Consider the following 21777-nt stretch of genomic DNA (forward strand, 5'->3'; position numbering starts at 1 on the left):
CGGCAACACCCGTCAGATTCACACCGAACACCGCGTCCGTGCCTTCCGGTACCGTGATGTCGCCCACGCCGTTCGCTGCCGGGTCACCCACCGTGATCGTCGGGACGTCGTTGTCGATGATCGTCGCAATCGCCGTGTCACCGTAGTTCGCGCCGTTGCTCGACAGCGTCGCGCCCAGCGTGAAGGTTTCATTGGCTTCGTCGATCTTGTCGTCGAACGTGTCCGTCTTCACCAGTACCTGGCTGTCACCCGCATTCACCGCGAAGGCCGTGCCTTCAACCGCGTTCTGCCAGGTCACGCCATTGTCCAGGCTGTACTGGAACGTCGCTGCCTTGTAGTCCACACCTTCCGTCGCCGGGTTCGCACCCGAGGCGTTCAGCGTCAGCGTCAGCGTGCCGCCGACGGCAACACCCGTCAGATTCACACCGAACACCGCGTCCGTGCCTTCCGGTACCGTGATGTCGCCCACGCCGTTCGCTGCCGGGTCACCCACCGTGATCGTCGGGACGTCGTTGTCGATGATCGTCGCAATCGCCGTGTCACCGTAGTTCGCGCCGTTGCTCGACAGCGTCGCGCCCAGCGTGAAGGTTTCATTGGCTTCGTCGATCTTGTCGTCGAACGTGTCCGTCTTCACCAGTACCTGGCTGTCACCCGCATTCACCGCGAAGGCCGTGCCTTCAACCGCGTTCTGCCAGGTCACGCCATTGTCCAGGCTGTACTGGAACGTCGCTGCCTTGTAGTCCACACCTTCCGTCGCCGGGTTCGCACCCGAGGCGTTCAGCGTCAGCGTCAGCGTGCCGCCTGCGGCAACACCCGTCAGATTCACGCCAAACACCGCGTCCGTGCCTTCCGGTACCGTGATGTCGCCCACGCCGTTCGCTGCCGGGTCGCCCACCGTGATCGTCGGGACGTCATCATCAGTGATGTAACCCGTCCCGGTAACACCGCCGACTGTAAGCGTGAAGTTTTCAGTATATTCATCAACCGTATCGTCGATGGTCGGCACGGATACGGTGAAAGTAGCAACGTTTGCCGGCACGGTGATCAAACCCGTCGCAGCATCGTAAGTCACGCCATTGCTGAACGTCATCCCGTCGGTGAAATCCGCCCCAAGCGTCGCCGTACCGCCTGTCAGGCTCAAGGAGAAACTGATCGGCGTAGCGCTGGTGCTCGAGAGATTCACCGTAAATACAGCCACAGTACCTTCCGGCACCGTTACCTCGTCAATGGCCGGATCAGGATCGCCAACATGGACAATCGTCGGCGGCGGCAACACTGCGGGAACAGCTTCCTCTGGGAGCAAGTCGGCCTGGAAAGTATTCTCAGGCGCGCTGCGCTGGGTCGCAAACTGGTAGCCCTGCGAGCCAACCGTTTCAACCACACGCAGGAACTCCACAAAGGAATGGCCTTCATTGCCAGCTGCACCTGCTTCACCTGCCGCAGGAGCCTCAAGCAGCGCATCGAGATCCCCTCCTTCGGTCAGGGCGCTGGCAAGCTGGTCAAAACCACCGACGGTTTTGGCGACTGCGCTATCGGATGCATCCGGCTTTTCCTGGGCAGCAACTTCGGCGTCCACCTTCACGGCTTCCCGCTCACCGATGACCATGTCCCGACCATCGGCCAGCGTCAGGACAACCTGACTGCCGTTGCCGGAAACGACTGTTTCACCCTCGCGGATGACATCGCCGGCTTTCAGGCGACGGAGATTGCCGGCGCTGTCGCGGGCATAGGCTTCACCAGTAAGGGAAGCGACTTTGGCGATGACGGGGGATTGGGCCATGGTAGTACTCCAGACACGGTAAATGATGCTTCAGTGTAGGGAGTGCCATGGCAATTGACTATTGCACCAAAGTACAATTTTTCGATCAGCGATTCATTCCATTGACCTTCAGCGAAAGCTGAAGACGATCGCGGGCGCCAGTTTTTTCAAAGATTGCGGTCAAATGGGCTTTTACCGTGCGCTCGGCAATCGAAAGTCGATCAGCAATTTCCTTGTTGCTGGCACCGCCGGCCACCAGCTTCGCAACCTGCCATTCGCGCTCGGAAAGGCCGTTCAGCATGGTGGCACTTTCCCCCACAGGCTGGCGTTGAGCCAGAACCCGTGCCGCGTTGCCGACCAACTGCTGCAACAGCGACTGACCGACCCACAAGCCACCGTTCCCGACGACCAGTGCCACTTGTTGCAGGACCTCCGGTGCGGCATGCGTATTGCAACATCCGACAGCCCCTGCGGCAAGCACCTCCAGCGTCAAGGCATCACCCGGCTCATCTGCCAGAACGACAACCCGCCCTTCCGGAGCGAGTGCCAGTAACCCAGGCAGAACCTCGGCCTGCTTTTCCCCTGCACGCAAACGGCACCAGCGAATCGCCGGCCCGTGCCCCCCCGAGGAAATTGCCGAACGCAACACAATGCTCGCGGAGGGCATGGCTTTACGCCAGTTGTCCAACATCTTGGTTTCGATATCAACAATCTCGTGATTCATCACCGCTCCGTCATCGCAACGCTCTTTGCCCGCAATACAGGCTTGAGGAGATAGGTCAGGACGCTCTTCTTGCCGGTCATGATATCGACTTCGGCAACCATCCCGGGAATGATGGGAAGATTGCTGGCACCAAATCCCGGCTTGTTGGTACGCACCCGGACAAGGTAAAAGGCGTTCCCCTTGTCGTCCATCACCGTATCCGCGCCAATATGCTCCAACGTTCCTTCCAGACCACCATAAATCGAAAAGTCGTACGCTGAAAACTTCACCATGGCCGTCTGCCCGGGACGCAGGAAGGCAATATCGCGCGGCAACACCCTGGCTTCCAGCAACAGCGCATCCTCCAGCGGAACGATTTCGATCATGTCCTTGCCGGGCTGCACCACCCCGCCGACGGTGTTGACCAGCAGTCGTTTGACCACCCCCTTCACCGGAGAGCGAATTGAAGACTGCTTGACGCGATCCGAAAGCGCCACACTGCCTTCGGCCAGGCCGCTCAGCTTGGTCACGGTTTCCGAAAGTTCCCGCCCGGCTTCGTTGCGGAAGGTCAACTCAACTTCCTCGATCTTGCGCCGTGCTTCATTGATTGATGCCTGAACACGGGTAATCTGTGCGCTGGCCATGTCGCGTTCCCCACGATAACGGGAAACGTCGCGCTCAAGGCGCAACAACTCGACCTCGGACACTGCTCCAGAATTAATCAGTGGCCTCGTCTGCGTCAGTTCCTGGGAAGTCAGTTCGTAACCTTGCGAAGCCTGAGCCCGCCTAGCCGTGGATTCGTTCAGCTCCTGCTGGCGCTGGGCCAGTTGCTGGCGCGCAATCGACAACGCAGTTTCCAGTTCATTGCGACGTGCAGCAAAAAGCTGGCTCTCCTGCAAGGCAATTTCCGGCGCTTCTGCCGTCACCTCCTCCGGCGGAACGAATTCCTGACCATCCGAAATGGCACGCAACCTTGCCGCCTTGGCCAGCAGGCCAAGGTACTGGGCACGATTTTCCTTTACCGATGAAACGAAGCGCGTTTCGTCGATCTTGATCAGCAACTGGTCTATTTCAACGACGTCACCTTCCCGCACCAGGATATCCGAGACCAGGCCACCGTCGATGGATTGCAGTACCTGCAGTTGCCGGGAAGGAATGACCCGGCCTTCGCCGCGCGTCACTTCATCGAGATTGGCAAACGCAGCCCAGACAATGAACAGCACAAAGACGATCCCGATCGAACGCAACAACACCCGCGCCCGCAAGGGTTCCTGACGCAGCATGGCCAGATCGGCGTCGGTGGCAAAATCCACGACTTCGACATCTTCCCTGCTTGGCAAACGACCCAGGATGCGTTCGACCCTGGGTTTGTTGCGCACGGCCAGGCGTTCGAGTGCAGCATGCAAAGCGGCAAAAAAAGACTTCAAACGACTCACGATGACCTCCCGATGCGACCGCCCTGCAGGGCCTGTATCACCTGATCACGCGGCCCGTCGGCCACTACCTTGCCGTCATCCACGACAATGACCCGGGTTGCCAGATCAAGAAGACTGTTGCGATGCGTGACAATGATCACTGTCTTGTGCGCTGCGATAGTCTTGAGGCGTTGCTTGAACTGGGTTTCCGAAGAAAAATCCATTGCACTGGTGGGTTCGTCGAGCAACAGGATGGGCGGGTCCATCAGGAAGGCCCGAGCGATGGCTACCCCCTGACGCTGACCTCCGGACAAGGACTCACCGCGTTCGCCGATCATCATGTCGAAACCGTCGGGATGCCGATTGACAAAATCGCTCAGGCCACCGGCCTCGGCAGCGGCGAGAATGGTGGCATCGTCGGCGTACGGTGCACCGATCGAAATATTGTCGCGCAACGTTCCATAAAACAGCGTCACGTCCTGCGCCACATAACCGATATTTCGCCGCAGATCTGCCGGATCAAGCTGGCGCACATCGACACCATCGATGCTTACGGCACCACCGGTCGTCTGATACAAACCCATCAGCAATTTCTGCAGCGTGGTTTTCCCGGAACCGATACGGCCGATGACCACCACCTTCTCACCTTGCTTGATGTTGAAACTGATGCCTTTCAATGCGGAGACCTGGGTGTTCGGATAAGCGAATTCGACATCACGAAATTCGATATTGCCGCGCAACTCCGGCCGATGCACGAAATTGGCATCCGCCGGGCGCTCCACCGGGTTGGCCATGACCTGCTCCAGCGAAGTCAGGGCCACCTTGGCATTGTGATACTGCATCAGCAGGCCGACCATCTGACCGAGCGGCGCGACTGCACGTGAGGAAAGCATGGTGCAGGCAATCAGCCCCCCCATGCTGAGCATGCCTTCGCCAATCAGGTAGACACCGACAATGATCACGGCAACGTTGACCAGCTGCTGGACTTCCATTGCGCCATTGGTTGCGGCAGCGGAAAGAAAGCGCATCTGGTTATTGATGCGGGCAACGAAAGCCACCGACTTTTCCCACTTGGCCTGCATAATGCTCTCGGCACCCTGGGTCTTGATGGTTTCCAGGGCGGTCAGGCTTTCGACCAGCGTGGCATTGCGCAACGCCCCTGCCCGATAGGTCGTCTCCGACAATTCGTGCATCTTGTGCTGGAGGATGTAGGCATATACCAGCACAATGGCCATTGCCGCCAGCACCGGCAGGATCAGCGGCCAGGCAATGATTGCAATGACCAGCAGGAACAGCAAGGCGAAGGGTAGATCGATAAGGGTCGTGACCGTTGCCGAGGTAATGAAGTCACGCACGGACTCGAAGGACCGCAGGTTCGAGGCAAACGAGCCGACAGCTGCCGGCCGGGATTCCATGCGCACGCCGAGCACGCGCTCCATGATTTTTGCCGACAACTGCATGTCGATGCGCGCACTTGCCAGATCGATGAAATAGCCGCGCAAGGTGCGCAGGACCATATCCACCGCGATTACGATGGCCACACCGAGCGCCAGCACCCACAGGGTTTCCATCGCATGGTTCGGCACCACCCGGTCGTATACGTTCATGGTGAACAACGGCAGGCTGAGCGCCATCAGGTTGATCAGGAAAGCGGCCGCAAGCACATCGCGATATACCGGCCACTGATCTGCCAACGCCCCCCAGAACCAGTGGCGAAGCTTGACTTCGCCAACCTGCGGGGTCCGCTTGTCAAAGCGGAAATGCGGCCGGGCAAAAATCGAGACTCCAGTGTAACGGGCAGCCAGTTCGATCCGGGGCATCAAGACCGTACCCTGTCCCGTATCCGGGAAAAGCAGGCGCGCGTTCTGCCCTGACTCGTCCCAGCCGAGCAACACGCAGGACTCGTCTCCCTTGAGCATCAGGACGGCTGGCAGCAACACCTCGTCAATACTGTCGAGCGAGCGCCGTACCAGCTTGGCCGACAGGCCGGCCCGGGCAGCCGCGCGCCAGAACAACGACGGCGTCAGCAAGCCGTTTTCCAGGGGCAACCCTGACACCAGTGCCGCTCGCGTATTCGGCCTGCCGTGAATGCGGGTCAGCTCGACCAGGCAGTCGAGCAAGGGATCGTGATGCAACAGATCCTCCCGGACACCAGTGACAGCTGTTTCACCAGAAATGCTCATACCTCTCATTACCCCCTGATTTCTTGTTGCCTGATTCTAACCTCTGACTTTCGTAACAATTGCAAAACATTGCAAAGGCATTCTTCGACCGCAAGATGAATTACGGCACAAACGCCGGCAACCGGCGTGGAACGCGGTGGTTTGCCAGGCGCACATAGTCGGGCAGACCAAGCCGGTAGGGCGGTGGGTCCTCGCCCTCGATCAGGGGCTGCAGGTAGGTCCGGCAAGCCTCGGTGATGTGGAAACCGTCGGCCGAGATGAACTCCGCCGGCATCCGGTGCTCCTTGTTGGCCACCGTGCGCAGCGGCACTTCGCCGATCTCCCAGCGATAAGGACGATCGGACAAACGACGCAATGTCAGCATGATGTCGGTTTTTCCCTGAAAAGCCCGGTCGACCGCAGCAACGCCCAGCGCGTGTGCCTGTGCGACATCGGTGCCGGAGGCCAGGTGACGCGCCGCCCGCTGCAGGTAATCGGCAAGCGCCAGGTGATATTTGTAACCGAAGCGGGCGTGAATCAGTTCACCGACGAAACGGCCGACACCGCCGGCCCGGGTATGACTGGGCAGTTCGCCGGAAGCCTGGCCGCCGATCTCGCAACTGCCGTCATCGCACAGACCTTCGGCGGCGGCGATGGCGCAGTAACCGTGGCGCCGGACACATTCCTCGACACGGGCGAGGAAACGCTCGGCATCGAAACGCACTTCGGGAAACAGCAGGATGTGCGGTGGATCACCGTCACGTTCGGCGGCGAGGCCGGCGGCGGCAGCAATCCAGCCGGCGTGCCGACCCATCGCCTCGAGGATGAAAACCCGGGTCGACGTGCGCGCCATTGACGCGACATCGAAACCGGCCTCGCGCATCGATGTCGCCACATACTTGGCGACCGAGCCGAAGCCCGGGCAGGTATCGGTCATCGCCAGGTCGTTGTCGACGGTTTTGGGAATGCCGATCACCGTCAGCGGATGGCCGAGTTCGGCGAGCGTCTGCGACAGGTGCCAGGCAGCGCCCATCGAACCGTCGCCGCCGTTGAAGAAGAAATAGCCGATGTCGTGCGTGCGGAAGACCTCGACGAGGCGCTCGAAATGCGCCCGGTGCGTGGCCAGCGGGCCGAGATGGTAGCGACTGGAGCCGAAGGCACCACCGGGACTGTAGCGCAGGCGGGCGATGTCGGCGTCGGACTCGAGGCTGGTATCGATCAGGTCTTCGGTCAGCGCACCGATGATGCCATCGTGGCCGGCGTAAACCTTGCCGATCCGGTCCGGATGCAGCAAATGCAAACGGCGTGCTGCCTGGATCAGGCCACACGCCGTTGCGTTGATCACGGCGGTAACGCCTCCCGACTGCGCGTAGAAGGCATTCCTCGCCATAATCGGATTTACTTCAGGGCGTTGAAAACTGCCTTGGTGATGTCGTCAACCGAACCGACACCGGCGATCTTGCGCACCTTCGGCGCCGCTGCATCGCCTTCTGCTGCCCACTTGCCGTAGAAATCAACCAGCGGCTTGGTCTGCGAGTGATAGACATCGAGGCGCTTCTTGACCGTTTCTTCCTTGTCGTCGTCGCGCTGCACCAGGTCTTCACCGGTGACGTCATCCTTGCCTTCAACCTTCGGCGGATTGAACTTGACGTGGTAGGTGCGACCCGACGGCAGGTGGGCGCGGCGACCGGCCATGCGCTCGACGATGTCGCTGTCCGGCACGTCGATTTCGAGCACGAACTCGATCGGCACGCCGGCATCCTTCATCGCCTGTGCCTGCGGAATGGTGCGCGGAAAACCGTCGAACAGATAGCCTTTCTGGCAGTCGTCCTGGGTCAGGCGCTCCTTGACCATGCCGATGATCACGGCGTCCGGCACCAGGCCGCCCGCGTCCATGTGTTTCTTGGCTTCCAGGCCCAGCGGGGTACCCGCCTTGACCTGGGCGCGCAGCATGTCGCCGGTGGAAATCTGGGGGATGCCGAATTCCTTCGAGATGAAGGTGGCTTGCGTACCCTTGCCGGCGCCGGGTGCGCCCAAAAGAATCAGTTTCATGGAAAGTCCCTCTGGTTACGAATGAAAATTCTTGTTGTCGGCTGTTGTGGCGCCGTTCTCTGGACGGTCGAAGTTACCTGCTTATTCAGGCTCGGTCAAACAGTTTGCGCATCCTTTCGGCGTCTTCGGGCGTATCAACACCGGGCACCGGCGCCGCGTCGATCAGCGTGACGCTGATCCGGTAACCGTGCCACAGCGCACGCAGTTGTTCGAGCGCCTCGAAGTTCTCCGTCGGTGCTGCGGTCAACCCGGCGTAGGCCTTCAAAAAGCTCGCGCGGTAGGCGTAAAGACCGACATGACGGTAGGCCGGAAAATTCTCCGGCAAGCTGCTGCCACCAGCCTCGCGGGCGAAATGGTCACGCGCATAGGGAATCGGCGCGCGTGAAAAATAGGCGGCATCACCGTCGGCGCGACAGACCACCTTGACCACGTTCGGATTGAAGAAATCGGCCGGATCGTGGATCGGATGCGCGACGGTGGCAATGTCGGCACCACTGACAGCAAGCTGGCGTGCTGTCTGGATGATGACTTCCGGATCGATCAGCGGCTCGTCACCCTGGACATTGACGACAATGGTGTCGTTACTCCAGCCGCGCTGCTCGACAACTTCGGCCAAACGGTCGGTACCGGTCGGATGGTCGCTGCGCGTCATCAGCGCGGCAAATTCGTGGGCCTCGCAGGCGGCGCGGACTTCCAGGTGATCGGTGGCCACCCAGATTTCCTCGGCCCCGGACAGGTGTGCCCGCTCGGCCACACGCACGACCATCGGCTTACCGCCGAGATCAAGCAGCGGCTTGCCCGGCAGCCGGCTCGACGCAAAGCGCGCCGGGATGACGACCTTGAACGCCGGGGTAATCACGCTTCGTCGGCGCCCAGCTGGCGCGCTTCGTCTTCAAGCATCACCGGGATGTCGTCGCGGATCGGGTAAGCCAGCTTGCACGGCTTGCACACCAGCTCCTGCTCAGCCTTGCGATGGTCGAGGGGGGCCTTGCAAATCGGGCAAACGAGAATTTCAAGCAATCGGGCGTCCACGGAGTTTCTCCACTATCAAATCGGTCAATGCCGGCGACAACTCGGCCTCGACGGGCAGAACCCAGGCCTCCCCCGTCGTCAGTCCGGCGCATTTTACTGCATCCTTCTCGGTCATCAGCAGAACCGCATCCTGACCGAACGCCAGATCGTCAGCCGTATAGGCATGGTGATCGGCAAACGGATGGGCGACAAAATCCAGCCCCAGCCCCTGCAGCGTCCGGAAAAACCGCGCTGGATCGCCGATCCCGGCCAGCGCGTGCAGTGTCTTGCCGTGCAGCGCTTCGACGCTGCAGGTCTGACTGGCGTCGTCCAGCCGGTAAAAAGATCCCGGCTGCAGGCGCATGGCGAAATGGGGCGTACTGCCGGCCAGGCCGGCACTGGCGAAATCGTTGCCAATAACGGCGTCGACCGTAGACAAACGGGACAGCGGCTCGCGCAACGGCCCCAGCGGCAAGCGCCAGCCGTTGCCGGCGCCACGCCGGTCAAAGACGGCCAGTTCGACATCGCGGCCGAGGCGAAGATGCTGCAGACCATCGTCGCAGACAATGACATCCACCGCCGGCTCAGCCGCCAGCAAGGCCTGTGCGGCAGCGACCCGATCGCGCCCGACCCACACCGGCACGCCGCTGCGCCGGGCCAGCAGCACCGGCTCGTCGCCGACATCCGGCGCAGCAGCCGCCGCCGTCACCGGCCGCGGCAACTCGGCGGCACCGCCGTAGCCACGGCTGACGATCCCGGGACGCCAGCCCCGTGTTTGCAACTGGGCCACCAGCCACAGCGTCAGCGGCGTCTTGCCGGCACCGCCAACGATCAGGTTGCCAACCACGACTACCGGCACCGGCAAACGCACCGGCCGGACCGTACGCCGCCGCCAGCCGGTGACCGCGACGAACAACAGGTTGAGCGGCAGCAGAAGCCACAACGCCGGCGTCAGCCGGCGTTGGAACCACTGTCGCTGCAACCAGCGGGCAAACATCAGTTGGCCGACTGGGTGGCGAAGGAAATGTGCGGATAGCCGGCCGACTGCGCAGCCTGCATGACGTCGACGACGCTCTGGTGGGTTGCCTTGGCGTCGGCATTGATGACGATCACCGGATCATTGCGCCCGCCGGCCGCCTGCTGCAGCGCCGCCGAAATCGCATTGACGTCGGTTGCTGCCAGCGGCGACTTGTTGATCAGGATCTGGCCGCCGGCGGTCACCGCCACGTCGATTTCGTTCGGCTGCTCGTTCTGCTTGCTGACGTCGGCCGTCGGCAGATTGATCTCGAGACCGGAGAATTTCGAGTAAGTCGTCGTCAGCATCAGGAAGATGATGATGACCAGCAGCACGTCGATCATCGGAATCAGGTTGATTTCCGGCTCTTCGCGGCCGCGTCCGCGCTGGAATTTCATCGCTTACTTCCGATCGCCGTGCATGTATTCGACCAGACGCACCGCCTGCTGCTCCATCTCGACGACGAAACCATCGACCAGCGCACGGAAGTGGCGCCAGAAGATCATGCTGGGAATGGCGATGAAGATGCCGAAACCGGTGTTGTACAGCGCAATCGAGATACCGTGCGCCAGTTGCTGCGGGTTGCCGGTACCCGGCGCCTGCGAACCGAAGATCTCGATCATCCCGACGACGGTGCCGAACAGCCCCATCAGCGGGCTGATCGAAGCGATGGTGCCGAGCGTCGTCAGATAGCGATTCAAGTCGTGCGAGACCGCCGAACCGGCCTCCTCGATCGACTCCTTCATCACCTCGCGCGAATTGTTCACATTGCGCAGGCCGGCCGCGAGCACGCGACCAAGCGGCGAATGACGATCCAGATCTTCCAGCAGCTTGCTGTTGTCGGCACCGCGGCGGAATTCGCCGACAGCCCGCTGCAGCAAACCCGGGGGGACAATTTTGATCCTGCGCAAGGCCACCAGACGTTCGATGATCAGCGCCACCGAGATCACTGAAGCCAGCAACAAGGGCCAGATGGGCCAGCCGGCCGCTTTGACGATTTCAAACACGTGACATTGTCCTTGAGGAGAATTTAGTCCGCAATTCTGCCTCCCCCTCGCCGCAGGGGCAAGCACAACGATTTCAGGCCCTCGCCGGCGCTTATCCCCAAAACCTGTGGATAAGTCTGTGGATGACCTGTAGTGACTCCCCGCAAACCCGCAAAAAACAAGGATTCTCCTTGCCCTGCCAAAAAACGAGGCATCAAGTTAAACACCATAAAAATCAATGACTTGAATTTAAACAAGGATGTCAAGACGCTATCACCGAAAACGATCACCCGGTAGAATCCGGCCATGCACACCAACGTTCCGCCTGTCAATAACTCCATCCTCAGCGTCAGTACCTTGAACCGTCTGGTGCGCGATTGTCTGGAATCCGCCTTCCCGCTGAGCTGGGTCGGCGGCGAGATATCGAACCTGACCTACGCCGCCTCCGGCCATGTCTATTTCTCCCTGAAGGATGCCGGCGCCCAGGTGCGCTGCGTGATGTGGCGCAGCCGGGCACAAACGCTCGGCTGGCGGCTGGAAAACGGCCAGAAGGTCGAAGCCCGTGCGCTGGTCTCGTTTTACGAACCGCGCGGCGAATTCCAGCTGAACATCGAAGCGATCCGCCGCGCCGGCCAGGGCGACCTGTTCGAACGTTTCCTGCGCCTGAAGGCGCAACTGGAAAATGAGGGTATTTTTGCCGTCGACCGCAAAAGGCCGCTACCGGCCTTTCCCCGTCGCCTGGCCATCGTCACCAGCCCGCAGGCTGCCGCACTGCGCGACGTACTGAGCACGCTGCACCGGCGCGCGCCGCATGTCGCGATCAGCCTGTTTCCGACCCCGGTCCAGGGCGACGGTGCCGGCGAACGCATTGCCGCAGCCATCGCCGAAGCCGGCGCCAGCGATTGCGACACGGTCATCCTCTGTCGCGGTGGCGGCAGCATCGAGGATCTCTGGGCCTTCAACGAAGAATGTGTCGCCCGCGCCATCGTCGCCTGCCCGTTGCCGGTGATCAGCGGCGTCGGCCACGAAACCGACTTCACCATCGCCGATTTCGCTGCCGACCAGCGCGCACCGACCCCCACCGCCGCCGCCGAACTGGCCGCCCCGGAACAATCCCGTCTGCTCGAACAACTCGCCCGCCTGCAGGATCGCCTGCAACGCCAGAGCACGCGCCGGCTTGCCGACCGCCAGCAGACGCTTGACTGGCTGCGCAGCCGCCTGGTCCACCCGGCCGAGCGCATCGCCAGCCAGCGCCGTGCGATCGACCAGCTCACCGGCCGTCTACGCCGCGCACTGATCACCACAACCCAGCAGCAACGCCTGCGTCTGGCCGCACTCAGCCAGCGGGCCGCGACCGCGGCACCGCAAACGGCCGACCGCCACCAGACACTGGACCAACTGTCCCGGCGCCTCGCCCAGGCCGCCCACTGGCAGACAGCGCAACGGCAGATGAAACTAAATGCGCTGGCTGCCGGTCTGAAACAACTGGACCCGCAAGCCGTGCTGTCGCGCGGCTACGCGCTGGTCATCGGGCCGGACGGCCGGGCACTGCGTGATAATCTTGCGGTCAACCCCGGCGATCGGCTGAAAATCAGTCTTGCCCATGGGAAACTCGATGCCACGGTGCTGCCGGTTGTGGCACCGGACAAAGCTGACTAGAATTTTTGCTTCACCCTCAATAACCAACGGAGAAAATAAATGGAACATCAACTGCCCGCCCTGCCTTTCGCCAAGGACGCGCTTGCCCCGCACATGTCGGCCGAGACCTTCGACTACCACTACAGCAAGCACCACAACGCCTACGTGGTCAATCTGAACAACCTGATCAAGGGCACCGAGTACGAAGCCCTCGACCTCGAAGCCATCGTCAAGAAGGCACCGGCTGGCGGCATCTACAACAACGCCGCCCAGGTCTGGAACCACACCTTCTTCTGGAACTGTCTGACCCCGAACGGCGGCGGCGCCCCGAGCGGTGCCCTGGCTGACGCAATCAATGCCAAGTGGGGCTCGCTGGATGCCTTCAAGACCGCCTTCCAGACCTCCGCCGTCGGCAACTTCGGTTCCGGCTGGACCTGGCTGGTGAAGAAGGCCGACGGTTCCGTCGACATCGTCAACATGGGCGCCGCCGGCACCCCGCTGACCACTGGCGACAAGGCACTGCTGTGCGTCGACGTCTGGGAACACGCCTACTACATCGACTACCGCAACCTGCGCCCGAAGTTCGTTGAAACCTTCCTGAACAACCTGGTCAACTGGTCGTTCGCCGAGGCCAACTTCGCCGGCTGATCCATCCATGGATTGCCAGTAGCAGATTGGGGAAGCCAGGTGCTTCCCCTTTTTCTTGCCCCCAGCTATTTGCGCTTGCCCAGGATCTGACCCGCATCTGCATCAGGAAATCCGGACTATCACCACGGTTTTACCGATTACCGCCGGGCGCTGTCATCGAATACGATAGCGCACGCGTTTTTCCCGATACCGCACACTTCAAATCAGGCACCAATGACTCCTGCCATCGACAGTTTCGCTACACCGGCCATGTGGACCGGCTTCATCGTTTTCGTGCTGGCCATGCTGGCGCTGGATCTTTTCGTATTTGGCGGGCGCAAGGCCCACCGGGTCTCGGTCAAGGAGGCGCTGGCCTGGGTTATCGCCTGGATATGCCTGGCCCTGACCTTTGCCGGACTGCTCTGGTGGTACCTGAACGATACCCAAGGCGCTGAAATTGCCCAGCGCAAGACCCTCGAATTCCTTGCCGGCTACCTGATCGAACAATCGCTGTCCGTCGACAACATGTTCGTTTTCGTGATGATCTTCACCTATTTCGCAGTTCCGCCGGAATTGCAGCGGCGCGTCCTGCTCTACGGCGTCCTGGGGGCAATCATCATGCGTGCCGGCATGATTCTGGCCGGCGTCTGGCTGGTGAACCAGTTCGCCTGGATTCTCTATGTCTTTGGTGCCTTCCTGGTCATCACCGGCGTCAAGATGCTGATTTTTGCCGAGTCCGAGCCCGACCTCGAACAAAACCCGCTCCTCCGCTGGCTGCGCAGCCACATGCGCATTACCAGCGGCTTCCACGGTGAATCGTTTTTCGTGCGCCAGAATGGTTTGCTCTGGGCAACGCCGATGTTCCTGGTTTTGATCCTGATTGAAGCCAGCGACGTCATCTTCGCCGTCGATAGCATTCCGGCGATTTTTGCGGTGACGACCGACCCGTTCATTGTCTTCACGTCGAACATCTTTGCCATCATGGGTTTGCGTGCGCTCTACTTCCTGCTCGCCGACATGGCCGACCGTTTTCATTTGCTCAAATACGGTCTGGCCATCGTACTGGTCTTCATTGGTGGGAAAATGCTGGCCATGCCCTGGTATCACATGCCAATCCAGTGGTCGCTGAGCATCGTTGGCATCATCATCGCAAGCTCGGTGGCAGCCAGCCTGATACTGTCAAAAAACAAGCATGAATCCACGGGAGAAAGTTCATGAACAGCGAAACCCGAAGCACGCCACCATCGCCGTGCCTGCAGGAGCGCGACGACATCGGGCGACTGACTCGCCTGGTCTTCGACGGCACACCGTCATCAGCCTCGGGAGATGAAACGGCTTGGCTGATTGCAGTCGATGGATCGGCACATGCACTGAGAGCTGTCGCGGAGTTCATCAAGCTGGCCGAGCAATTGAAAAGTTGCCGCCTCCACATCGTCAATGTCCAACACTGGCTGAGCAAGGAAGCGGCCGAAACCGGACTGATCGAGCGGGGCTGGCCAGCAACTGAAGCAGCGGTCGGACTCGTCGCAGCCAAAGGTCTGCCATGGCAGTTGCACCTGACCATGGGCGCACCGGCCGAGTCGATTGTCGCCCTCGCCCATCAGCTGGGCTGCAGCCATATCGTGGTCGGTAATCGCGGGCTGGGTGCCACCGAAAGCCTGCTCACCGGCTCGATCACGCGCAAGGTGATCGAACTTGCACCGATGTCCGTGCTGGTAGTACCGTAGAAACTCACAACCGCGGCACAGGGACGCAAGCGAAAACAAAGCACCAGCACAGAAAACCGACGGCAATGAAAATACTCCTGGTGGAAGACGACCCCCTCATTGCCGCAGGCATCGTGACCGGCTTGCGCAATGCGTCATTCGTTGTCGATTGGGCCCAGGATGGACAGGATGCGGAAAACGCCCTGATCCTGCAGGAATACGGACTGCTGATCCTTGATCTGGGCCTCCCCCGCATGAGCGGATTGGAGCTGCTGGGCAAGTTGCGCGGCTCCGGCAACCACATTCCGGTTCTGGTGGTGACCGCCCGTGGCATGCTCGACGAACGGGTCAGCGGCCTGAACGCCGGGGCTGACGACTATCTGGTCAAGCCGTTCAGCCTTGACGAGCTGGTCGCCCGGGTATTCGCCCTGCGCCGTCGCGCCCAGGGCTGGAGCAGCAGCGAGTTGCAACTCGGCAAGCTTGCCGTCGATCCGAGAAAACGCCAGGTGCGCCTGGGGGATCAGGAAATCCACCTGTCGGACAGGGAGTTCCGGCTGCTGATGGCCCTGATCGAAGTTCCGGGCCAGGTGTTCAGCATCACCCAGCTGGAGGAACGCCTGTACGGCTGGGGTGAGGAAATCGCCAGCAATTCGATTGAGGTACAACTGCACCGGCTGCGCAAGAAGCTTGGCAAGGACTGGATCCGCAACATCCGCGGTATCGGCTTCAAACTCGTCGAGCCCTCGTGAACTCGATCCTGACCCGCCTGCTCGCCTGGCAGATCGGCACCCTGATCGTTACTGCAGCTTTCATCACCGCCCTGACCTACCAGTTGTCCTGGAGCCAATTCAGTCGCGACCGCGACCGTTCGCTGGAACAGATCGCCTGGGCGGTCATGGGTCACCACGGCATGCACCCGGAAATCTACGACCTGTCGAAAAGTCACCAGAACATCATCAGCCAGGTCTGGAACGACCAGGGTGAACTGATTTTCGCCTCCCGCCCCGACCTGCCGATGCCGCAGCAGAAGCCGGGACTCAACACATTCACCTGGCAGGACGAGGAATGGCACGCAATGGTCGTCAACGACCGCGGCATCACCGTCCAGATCGCCAATCAGGCGAACGCGCGCTCGCTATGGTTCCGCGAATTCGGTTCCGCGCTGATCGTCCCGTTCTCGGTGCTCGTCATCCTCATGGGCAGTTTCATCACGATTGCCGCAACCCAGGCATTCCAGCCGCTGCGCCAGTTGCGCAAGGAAATCCAGCAGCGCAATCCGGACTTCCTCTCGCCACTGCCGCGTGGCCAGTATCCGGACGAAATGCTGGTCATCGTTGATGCGCTCAACGACATGCTGGTCCAGCTCGACCAGGCCCTGCTCGCCCGCCAGCGCTTCATCGCCGACGCTGCCCACGAATTACGGACCCCGCTGACGGCGGTCCAGCTCAACGCCGACATCGCCCTCGGCGAACCCGAGGGACGCACTCGCGACGAGGCCATGAAAAATCTCCGGCGCGGCGTCGAACGTGCCACCCACCTGGCCAACCAGTTGCTGCACCTGGCCCGCTTCGATCCCCAGTTCACCACCCAACGCAGCCTTTCTACGGTCGACCTCGTCGAACTGGCAAAAACCGAAATCATTGAACACGACATCTTCGCCGCCAACAAGCAAATCGACCTCGGTCTGGCAGTCAGCGGCGACATCAGCCTCGAAGGCGACCGGGAAGCCCTGCGCATCGTGCTCTCCAACCTGATCGACAACGCCATCCGTTACACCCCGAAAAACGGTTGCATCGACGTCAGCATTTCCAGCGCCCCCGACGCGATCGAACTCGCCGTCATCGACAATGGCCCCGGCATCCCCGCCAACGAGCGCGAGCGTGTCTTTGAAGCCTTCTGCCGCCTGACCAGCGCCACCCCGGGCAGCGGCCTTGGTCTGGCCATCACCCGTGAAATCGTCCGCCAGCACCGGGGCAGGATCGCGCTTGATGACAGCCCTGGCGGCGGCCTGAGTGTGCGCGTCACACTGCCCCGCAAGCAGTCCTGAACAATCTGCCCACCATAAGTCTTTTGTAAGCTCGACCGCGCGATCATGCAAATCGTTGCATGAATGTAACCGTTACAACAACGCGAGGAGGTGGACCATGTCTCAAGAAATTTATGCCCGGATACGGGCAAATCCCAAATACCAGCAACTAAGAAAAACACGTAATGCTTACGGCTGGGTAATGACCCTGCTGATACTGGTCGTGTACTACGGCTACATCGCCCTGATCGCTTTCGACAAGAGCTTTCTAGCCCAGCCCCTGGGTCCGGAAGGCGTGACCACCATCGGCATCCCCATCGGGGTCGGCGTCATCCTGTTCACCGTCATCATTACCGGCATTTACGTTCGCCGTGCCAACAGCGAATTCGATGCCCTCAAGCAGAAACTCATCGAGGAGTGCCAATAATGGTGCATTGGATCAAACAATGGGCCGGCGCCTTTGCGTTGCTGGCACTGGCCGGTGCGGCAGTGGCCGCAGGCGCGGATCTCGGCCAGGCCGAGAAGCAGCCGACCAACTGGACGGCAATTGCGATGTTCGGGATGTTCGTTGCCGGAACGCTGTACATCACCAAGTGGGCTGCCGCCAAAACCAAATCGGCAGCTGACTTTTACACCGGCGGTGGCGGCATCACCGGTTTCCAGAATGGTCTGGCCATTGCGGGTGACTACATGTCTGCCGCATCCTTCCTCGGCATTTCTGCCGCAGTGATGGCCAATGGCTACGACGGCCTGATCTTCTCGATCGGCTTCCTCGTCGGCTGGCCGATCATCACCTTCCTGATGGCCGAACGCCTGCGCAATCTGGGCAAATTCACCTTTGCCGACGTCGCCGGCTACCGTTTTGCCCAGACGCCGATTCGCGCTTTCGCCGCCACCTCGACGCTGATCGTCGTCGCCTTCTACCTGATCGCACAAATGGTCGGTGCCGGCCAGCTGATCAAGCTGCTGTTCGGTCTCGAGTACTGGATGGCCGTCGTCATCGTCGGTTCGCTGATGATGGTCTACGTGCTGTTCGGCGGCATGACTGCAACGACCTGGGTGCAGATCATCAAGGCCGTGCTCCTGCTGTGCGGCGCCTCCTTCATGGCCTTCATGGTGCTGTGGAATTTCGGCTTCAGCCCGGAAGCGATGTTTGCCAAGGCGGTCGAGATCAAGTCCCTGCTGGCAGCCGACGCCCTCACCGCAGAAGCCGTCAAGGCCGGCGCCGATCCGGCGACTGTCGATGTAGCCGCGGCGGCAGCCGCCAAGGGTCTGTCGATCATGGGCCCGGGCAACTTCGTCAAGGACCCGATCTCCGCCATCTCCTTCGGCATGGCACTGATGTTCGGTACCGCCGGCCTGCCGCACATCCTGATGCGTTTCTTCACCGTGCCGGACGCCAAGGAAGCGCGCAAGTCGGTGTTCTGGGCAACTACCTGGATCGGTTACTTCTACATCCTGACCTTCATCATCGGTTTCGGCGCCATCACCTTCGTGCTGACCAACCCGCAATTCCTCGATGCCAAGGGCGGCCTGCTCGGCGGCGGCAACATGGCGGCCATCCACCTGGCCAACGCCGTTGGCGGCAATGTCTTCCTCGGCTTCATCTCCGCGGTTGCCTTCGCCACCATCCTGGCCGTGGTTGCCGGTCTGACGCTGTCCGGCGCCTCGGCGGTATCGCACGACCTTTACGCCACCGTGTTCAAGAAGGGCAATGTCGATTCCGCCTCCGAATTGCGCGTTTCCCGCATCACCACGCTGTGTCTCGGTGTCGTCGCCGTGGTTCTCGGCATTGCCTTTGAAAAGCAGAACATCGCCTTCATGGTCTCGCTCGCCTTCGCCATCGCTGCCTCGGCGAACTTCCCGGTACTCTTCATGGCCGTTCTCTGGAAGGACTGCACGACCCGTGGCGCTGTCATCGGTGGTTTCCTCGGCCTGTTCTCGTCGGTTGCACTGACCGTGCTGTCTCCGTCGATCTGGGAAGCCGTGCTCGGCAACGAGAAGGGAAGCGCCCTGTTCCCCTACGCCTCGCCCGCCCTGTTTTCGATGACCATCGCCTTCGTCGCAATCTGGCTGGTCTCGATTCTGGACAACAGCGCCCAGGCCAAAAAGGAACGTGCCCTGTTCCCGGATCAGGAAATCCGTTCGGAAACCGGGATTGGCGCATCGGTCGCCAGCGGCCACTGAGACTGACCGTCCGGAACGCAGGAGAGCGCCCCGAACAGGCTGCGTAAAGCTGCTGCAGGTCGCTTGAATCAAGACAACGCCCGTCATCGCAAGATGCCGGGCGTTGTTGCTTGCGGGGCGCAGGCCGCGATCCGCGCTGCTTGATGCTTGCCGCTGAATTCTCACCTGTCGAAATCAATTACGCTTTATAAAAAAACTGTCAGTTCACTGTAAGTTTCTGTAACCAAACTGCGAACCGTGGCGGTGCTGTGGAAGCGCAGCCCGTCCCTTTAAATTTTCTGGAGGAGATAACAATGGAAGATCAAGGCAAAGCCTATTGGTCAGCCACGCTCGGACTGCTAGGTAAGATCCTGGCCGTCTGGTTCGTGTTCTCGTTCGGCACAGGCATCCTGTTTGTCGAAGCGATGAATAGCATTTCACTCGGGGGCTACCCGCTGGGCTTCTGGTTCGCCCATCAGGGTTCCATCTACATCTTCATTGCGCTGATTTTTTATTACGGCAAGGCAATGGGCGACCTCGACCGCAAGTTCGACGTTCACGAAGAATAAGGAGCCAGCATGGATCTGCAAACTATGACTTACCTGGTGGTCGGCGCGTCTTTTGCGCTGTACATCGGGATCGCGATCTGGGCACGTGCCGGTAGCACGTCCGAGTTCTATGCTGCCGGCGGCAGCGTTCACCCGATCACCAACGGCATGGCTACGGCTGCCGACTGGATGTCCGCAGCTTCCTTCATCTCCATGGCCGGCCTCATCGCCAACATGGGTTACGGTGGCGGCCTGTTCCTGATGGGCTGGACCGGTGGCTACGTTCTGCTGGCGATGTTGCTGGCCCCGTACCTGCGCAAGTTCGGCAAGTTCACCGTGCCGCAGTTCATCGGTGACCGCTTCTACTCGCAAGGTGCTTCCACCGTTGCCGTGATCTGTCTGCTCACCGCATCGATCACGTACATCATCGGTCAGATGACCGGCGTTGGCGTGGCCTTCTCCCGCTTCCTGGGCGTTTCCAGCGACACCGGCATCTACATGGGTATGGCCATCGTGTTCGCCTACGCCGTGTTCGGTGGCATGAAGGGCATCACCTACACCCAGGTTGCTCAGTACATCGTGCTGATCCTGGCCTACACGGTGCCGGCTGTCTTCATCTCGCTGCAGCTGACTGGCAACGCCATTCCGCAGCTGGGTCTGGGTTCCGACATCAGCGGCACGGATATGGCCCTGCTGACCAAGCTCGACCAGGTGGTGACCGACCTCGGTTTCGGCCAATACACGACGACCACGGCCGGCTCCAAGCTGAACATGTTCGTCTATACCATGTCGCTGATGATCGGCACCGCCGGTCTGCCGCACGTGATCATGAGATTCTTCACGGTGGCCAAGGTGTCTGATGCCCGTTCCTCCGCTGGTTGGGCTCTGATCTTCATCGCGCTGCTGTATACGACCGCCCCGGCTGTCGGCGCCATGGCCAAGCTGAACCTGCATGGCACGGTCAACACCGCGGTCGGGCTGGAAACCGCTGCCGATGGCACCATGAAGGTCAATCCGGAAATCGTCAAGGCCCGTGCCGACGTCTATGCGACCGAAGCCAGCCTGGTTTATGAACAGCGTCCGGAATGGATGAAGCGCTGGGAAAAGACCGGCCTGCTGAAGTTCGAAGACAAGAACGGTGATGGCCGCATCCAGTACTACAACGACAAGACCAAGAACGCCGATGCTCAAGCCAAGATGGACGCTGCTGGCTGGAAGGGCAACGAGCTGACGGTCAACGCCGACATCATCGTGCTGGCCAATCCGGAAATCGCCCTGCTGCCGAACTGGGTTATCGCCCTGGTCGCTGCTGGTGGTCTGGCTGCCGCTCTGTCGACCGCTGCCGGTCTGCTGATGGCCATCTCCGCTGCCGTGTCGCATGACCTCGTCAAGGGTGTCTTCGTGCCGGACATCAGCGAAAAGAACGAGCTGCTGGCTGGCAAGATCGCCATGGCCGTTGCCATCGTGATCTCCGGCTACCTCGGCCTGAACCCCCCGGGCTTCGCTGCCGGTACGGTTGCCCTGGCCTTCGGTATCGCCGCCGGCTCGCTGTTCCCCGCCATCATGATGGGTATCTTCTCCAAGAAGATGAACAAGGAAGGCGCCATGGCCGGCATGCTGGCAGGGCTGTTCGTCGTCCTGTTCTACGTGTTCGCACACAAGGGCATCTTCTTCATCAAGGGTACGGACTTCGTCGACATGATCGGCGGCCCGAACAGCTTCTTCGGCATCACGCCGGAAGCCTTCGGTGCCATCGGCGCCCTGGTCAACTTCGGTGTCGCCTTCATTGTCGACAAGATGACCAAGGAACCGCCGCCGCACATCCAGGCCATGGTTGAAGCCGTGCGTATCCCGCGCGGTGCCAAGGCTGTCGATGGCGCGCACTAAGTCGTATTGAGGTAAGCTTCCCCGTCCGGACATCGGACGGGGAATTCAAAAACCCCGTTGGCGATGTCGGCGGGGT

General features: G+C 60.8%; 21 protein-coding genes. 10 read left to right on the forward strand and 11 right to left on the reverse strand.

Features of this window, described 5'->3' with window-relative positions; all coding sequences use genetic code 11:
• The 11 genes from BJN45_RS15245 to BJN45_RS15295 all read right to left on the reverse strand — a co-directional run.
• Nucleotides 1-1780 (reverse strand): retention module-containing protein (locus BJN45_RS15245; protein ID WP_139326368.1); only part of this gene is annotated, 1780 nt, incomplete at its 3' end.
• A gap of 85 nt (nucleotides 1781-1865) precedes the next feature.
• Nucleotides 1866-2483 carry a helix-turn-helix transcriptional regulator gene (locus tag BJN45_RS15250; protein ID WP_076096802.1) on the reverse strand — a complete coding sequence of 206 codons (618 nt, stop codon included), beginning with the start codon at nucleotides 2481-2483 and terminating at the stop codon, nucleotides 1866-1868.
• Complete coding sequence (locus tag BJN45_RS15255; RefSeq protein ID WP_076096803.1) at nucleotides 2483-3898, reverse strand: HlyD family type I secretion periplasmic adaptor subunit; 1416 nt, start codon at nucleotides 3896-3898, stop codon at nucleotides 2483-2485. Before BJN45_RS15255 ends, BJN45_RS15250 begins: the two co-directional genes overlap by 1 nt.
• Entirely contained in the window at nucleotides 3895-6012 is a 2118-nt protein-coding gene (locus BJN45_RS15260) for a type I secretion system permease/ATPase (RefSeq protein WP_346417544.1), read from the reverse strand. The genes BJN45_RS15255 and BJN45_RS15260 overlap by 4 nt, the downstream gene beginning before the upstream one ends.
• Nucleotides 6013-6160: 148 nt before the next feature.
• A complete protein-coding gene (locus BJN45_RS15265; RefSeq protein WP_076096807.1) occupies nucleotides 6161-7429 on the reverse strand; it encodes a 6-phosphofructokinase in 1269 nt (422 codons plus the stop codon).
• Nucleotides 7430-7437: 8 nt separating this feature from the next.
• Nucleotides 7438-8091 (reverse strand): adenylate kinase, encoded by a 654-nt coding sequence (gene adk, locus BJN45_RS15270; protein WP_076096809.1) that lies wholly within the window; start codon nucleotides 8089-8091, stop codon nucleotides 7438-7440.
• A gap of 85 nt (nucleotides 8092-8176) precedes the next feature.
• Complete coding sequence (gene kdsB / locus BJN45_RS15275; protein WP_076097133.1) at nucleotides 8177-8947, reverse strand: 3-deoxy-manno-octulosonate cytidylyltransferase; 771 nt, start codon at nucleotides 8945-8947, stop codon at nucleotides 8177-8179.
• A complete protein-coding gene (locus tag BJN45_RS15280; protein WP_076096811.1) occupies nucleotides 8947-9123 on the reverse strand; it encodes a Trm112 family protein in 177 nt (58 codons plus the stop codon). Before BJN45_RS15280 ends, kdsB begins: the two co-directional genes overlap by 1 nt.
• On the reverse strand, nucleotides 9104-10099 hold the full coding sequence (gene lpxK / locus BJN45_RS15285; RefSeq protein WP_076096813.1) for a tetraacyldisaccharide 4'-kinase: 996 nt from the start codon (nucleotides 10097-10099) through the stop codon (nucleotides 9104-9106). The genes BJN45_RS15280 and lpxK overlap by 20 nt, the downstream gene beginning before the upstream one ends.
• Nucleotides 10099-10515, reverse strand: coding sequence for an ExbD/TolR family protein (locus tag BJN45_RS15290; RefSeq protein ID WP_076096815.1), 417 nt, complete (start codon nucleotides 10513-10515; stop codon nucleotides 10099-10101). The genes lpxK and BJN45_RS15290 overlap by 1 nt, the downstream gene beginning before the upstream one ends.
• Before the next feature lie 3 nt (nucleotides 10516-10518).
• Complete coding sequence (locus BJN45_RS15295; RefSeq protein ID WP_076096816.1) at nucleotides 10519-11124, reverse strand: MotA/TolQ/ExbB proton channel family protein; 606 nt, start codon at nucleotides 11122-11124, stop codon at nucleotides 10519-10521.
• A gap of 285 nt (nucleotides 11125-11409) precedes the next feature.
• Here BJN45_RS15295 and xseA point away from each other — a divergent pair, with 285 nt between their 5' ends.
• The 10 genes from xseA (at nucleotide 11410) to BJN45_RS15350 (ending at nucleotide 21701) form a co-directional block, all read left to right on the forward strand.
• Nucleotides 11410-12762, forward strand: a complete 1353-nt coding sequence (gene xseA, locus BJN45_RS15305) for an exodeoxyribonuclease VII large subunit (RefSeq protein ID WP_076096820.1) — start codon at nucleotides 11410-11412, stop codon at nucleotides 12760-12762.
• Between the two features lie 39 nt (nucleotides 12763-12801).
• A complete protein-coding gene (locus BJN45_RS15310) occupies nucleotides 12802-13389 on the forward strand; it encodes a superoxide dismutase (RefSeq protein ID WP_076096822.1) in 588 nt (195 codons plus the stop codon).
• Nucleotides 13390-13614: 225 nt separating this feature from the next.
• A complete protein-coding gene (locus BJN45_RS15315) occupies nucleotides 13615-14586 on the forward strand; it encodes a TerC family protein (RefSeq protein ID WP_170873115.1) in 972 nt (323 codons plus the stop codon).
• On the forward strand, nucleotides 14583-15095 hold the full coding sequence (locus BJN45_RS15320) for a universal stress protein (RefSeq protein WP_076096826.1): 513 nt from the start codon (nucleotides 14583-14585) through the stop codon (nucleotides 15093-15095). Before BJN45_RS15315 ends, BJN45_RS15320 begins: the two co-directional genes overlap by 4 nt.
• A gap of 65 nt (nucleotides 15096-15160) precedes the next feature.
• Nucleotides 15161-15823 (forward strand): response regulator, encoded by a 663-nt coding sequence (locus tag BJN45_RS15325; RefSeq protein ID WP_076096828.1) that lies wholly within the window; start codon nucleotides 15161-15163, stop codon nucleotides 15821-15823.
• Nucleotides 15820-17121 (forward strand): sensor histidine kinase, encoded by a 1302-nt coding sequence (locus BJN45_RS15330; protein WP_076096830.1) that lies wholly within the window; start codon nucleotides 15820-15822, stop codon nucleotides 17119-17121. The genes BJN45_RS15325 and BJN45_RS15330 overlap by 4 nt, the downstream gene beginning before the upstream one ends.
• A gap of 97 nt (nucleotides 17122-17218) precedes the next feature.
• Entirely contained in the window at nucleotides 17219-17527 is a 309-nt protein-coding gene (locus BJN45_RS15335) for a DUF485 domain-containing protein (RefSeq protein WP_076096832.1), read from the forward strand.
• Nucleotides 17527-19287, forward strand: a complete 1761-nt coding sequence (locus BJN45_RS15340; RefSeq protein WP_076096834.1) for a cation acetate symporter — start codon at nucleotides 17527-17529, stop codon at nucleotides 19285-19287. The genes BJN45_RS15335 and BJN45_RS15340 overlap by 1 nt, the downstream gene beginning before the upstream one ends.
• 293 nt (nucleotides 19288-19580) lie before the next feature.
• Complete coding sequence (locus BJN45_RS15345; RefSeq protein ID WP_076096836.1) at nucleotides 19581-19835, forward strand: DUF4212 domain-containing protein; 255 nt, start codon at nucleotides 19581-19583, stop codon at nucleotides 19833-19835.
• A gap of 9 nt (nucleotides 19836-19844) precedes the next feature.
• Nucleotides 19845-21701 (forward strand): sodium:solute symporter family protein, encoded by a 1857-nt coding sequence (locus tag BJN45_RS15350; RefSeq protein WP_076096838.1) that lies wholly within the window; start codon nucleotides 19845-19847, stop codon nucleotides 21699-21701.
• The last annotated feature ends 76 nt before the right edge of the window (nucleotides 21702-21777 follow it).

The organism is Azonexus hydrophilus (assembly GCF_001956855.1).
Classification (GTDB): Bacteria; Pseudomonadota; Gammaproteobacteria; order Burkholderiales; family Rhodocyclaceae; genus Azonexus; species Azonexus hydrophilus_A.

Bases quoted from the DNA above. Each gene is read 5' to 3' on its own strand.
- BJN45_RS15250 (WP_076096802.1), bottom strand. From the start codon at position 2,483: ATGAATCACGAGATTGTTGATATCGAAACCAAGATGTTGGACAACTGG.
- BJN45_RS15265 (WP_076096807.1), bottom strand. From the start codon at position 7,429: ATGGCGAGGAATGCCTTCTACGCGCAGTCGGGAGGCGTTACCGCCGTG.
- adk (WP_076096809.1), bottom strand. From the start codon at position 8,091: ATGAAACTGATTCTTTTGGGCGCACCCGGCGCCGGCAAGGGTACGCAA.
- lpxK (WP_076096813.1), bottom strand. From the start codon at position 10,099: ATGTTTGCCCGCTGGTTGCAGCGACAGTGGTTCCAACGCCGGCTGACG.
- BJN45_RS15290 (WP_076096815.1), bottom strand. From the start codon at position 10,515: ATGAAATTCCAGCGCGGACGCGGCCGCGAAGAGCCGGAAATCAACCTG.
- xseA (WP_076096820.1), top strand. From the start codon at position 11,410: ATGCACACCAACGTTCCGCCTGTCAATAACTCCATCCTCAGCGTCAGT.
- BJN45_RS15310 (WP_076096822.1), top strand. From the start codon at position 12,802: ATGGAACATCAACTGCCCGCCCTGCCTTTCGCCAAGGACGCGCTTGCC.
- BJN45_RS15320 (WP_076096826.1), top strand. From the start codon at position 14,583: ATGAACAGCGAAACCCGAAGCACGCCACCATCGCCGTGCCTGCAGGAG.
- BJN45_RS15325 (WP_076096828.1), top strand. From the start codon at position 15,161: ATGAAAATACTCCTGGTGGAAGACGACCCCCTCATTGCCGCAGGCATC.
- BJN45_RS15335 (WP_076096832.1), top strand. From the start codon at position 17,219: ATGTCTCAAGAAATTTATGCCCGGATACGGGCAAATCCCAAATACCAG.
- BJN45_RS15340 (WP_076096834.1), top strand. From the start codon at position 17,527: ATGGTGCATTGGATCAAACAATGGGCCGGCGCCTTTGCGTTGCTGGCA.
- BJN45_RS15345 (WP_076096836.1), top strand. From the start codon at position 19,581: ATGGAAGATCAAGGCAAAGCCTATTGGTCAGCCACGCTCGGACTGCTA.
- BJN45_RS15350 (WP_076096838.1), top strand. From the start codon at position 19,845: ATGGATCTGCAAACTATGACTTACCTGGTGGTCGGCGCGTCTTTTGCG.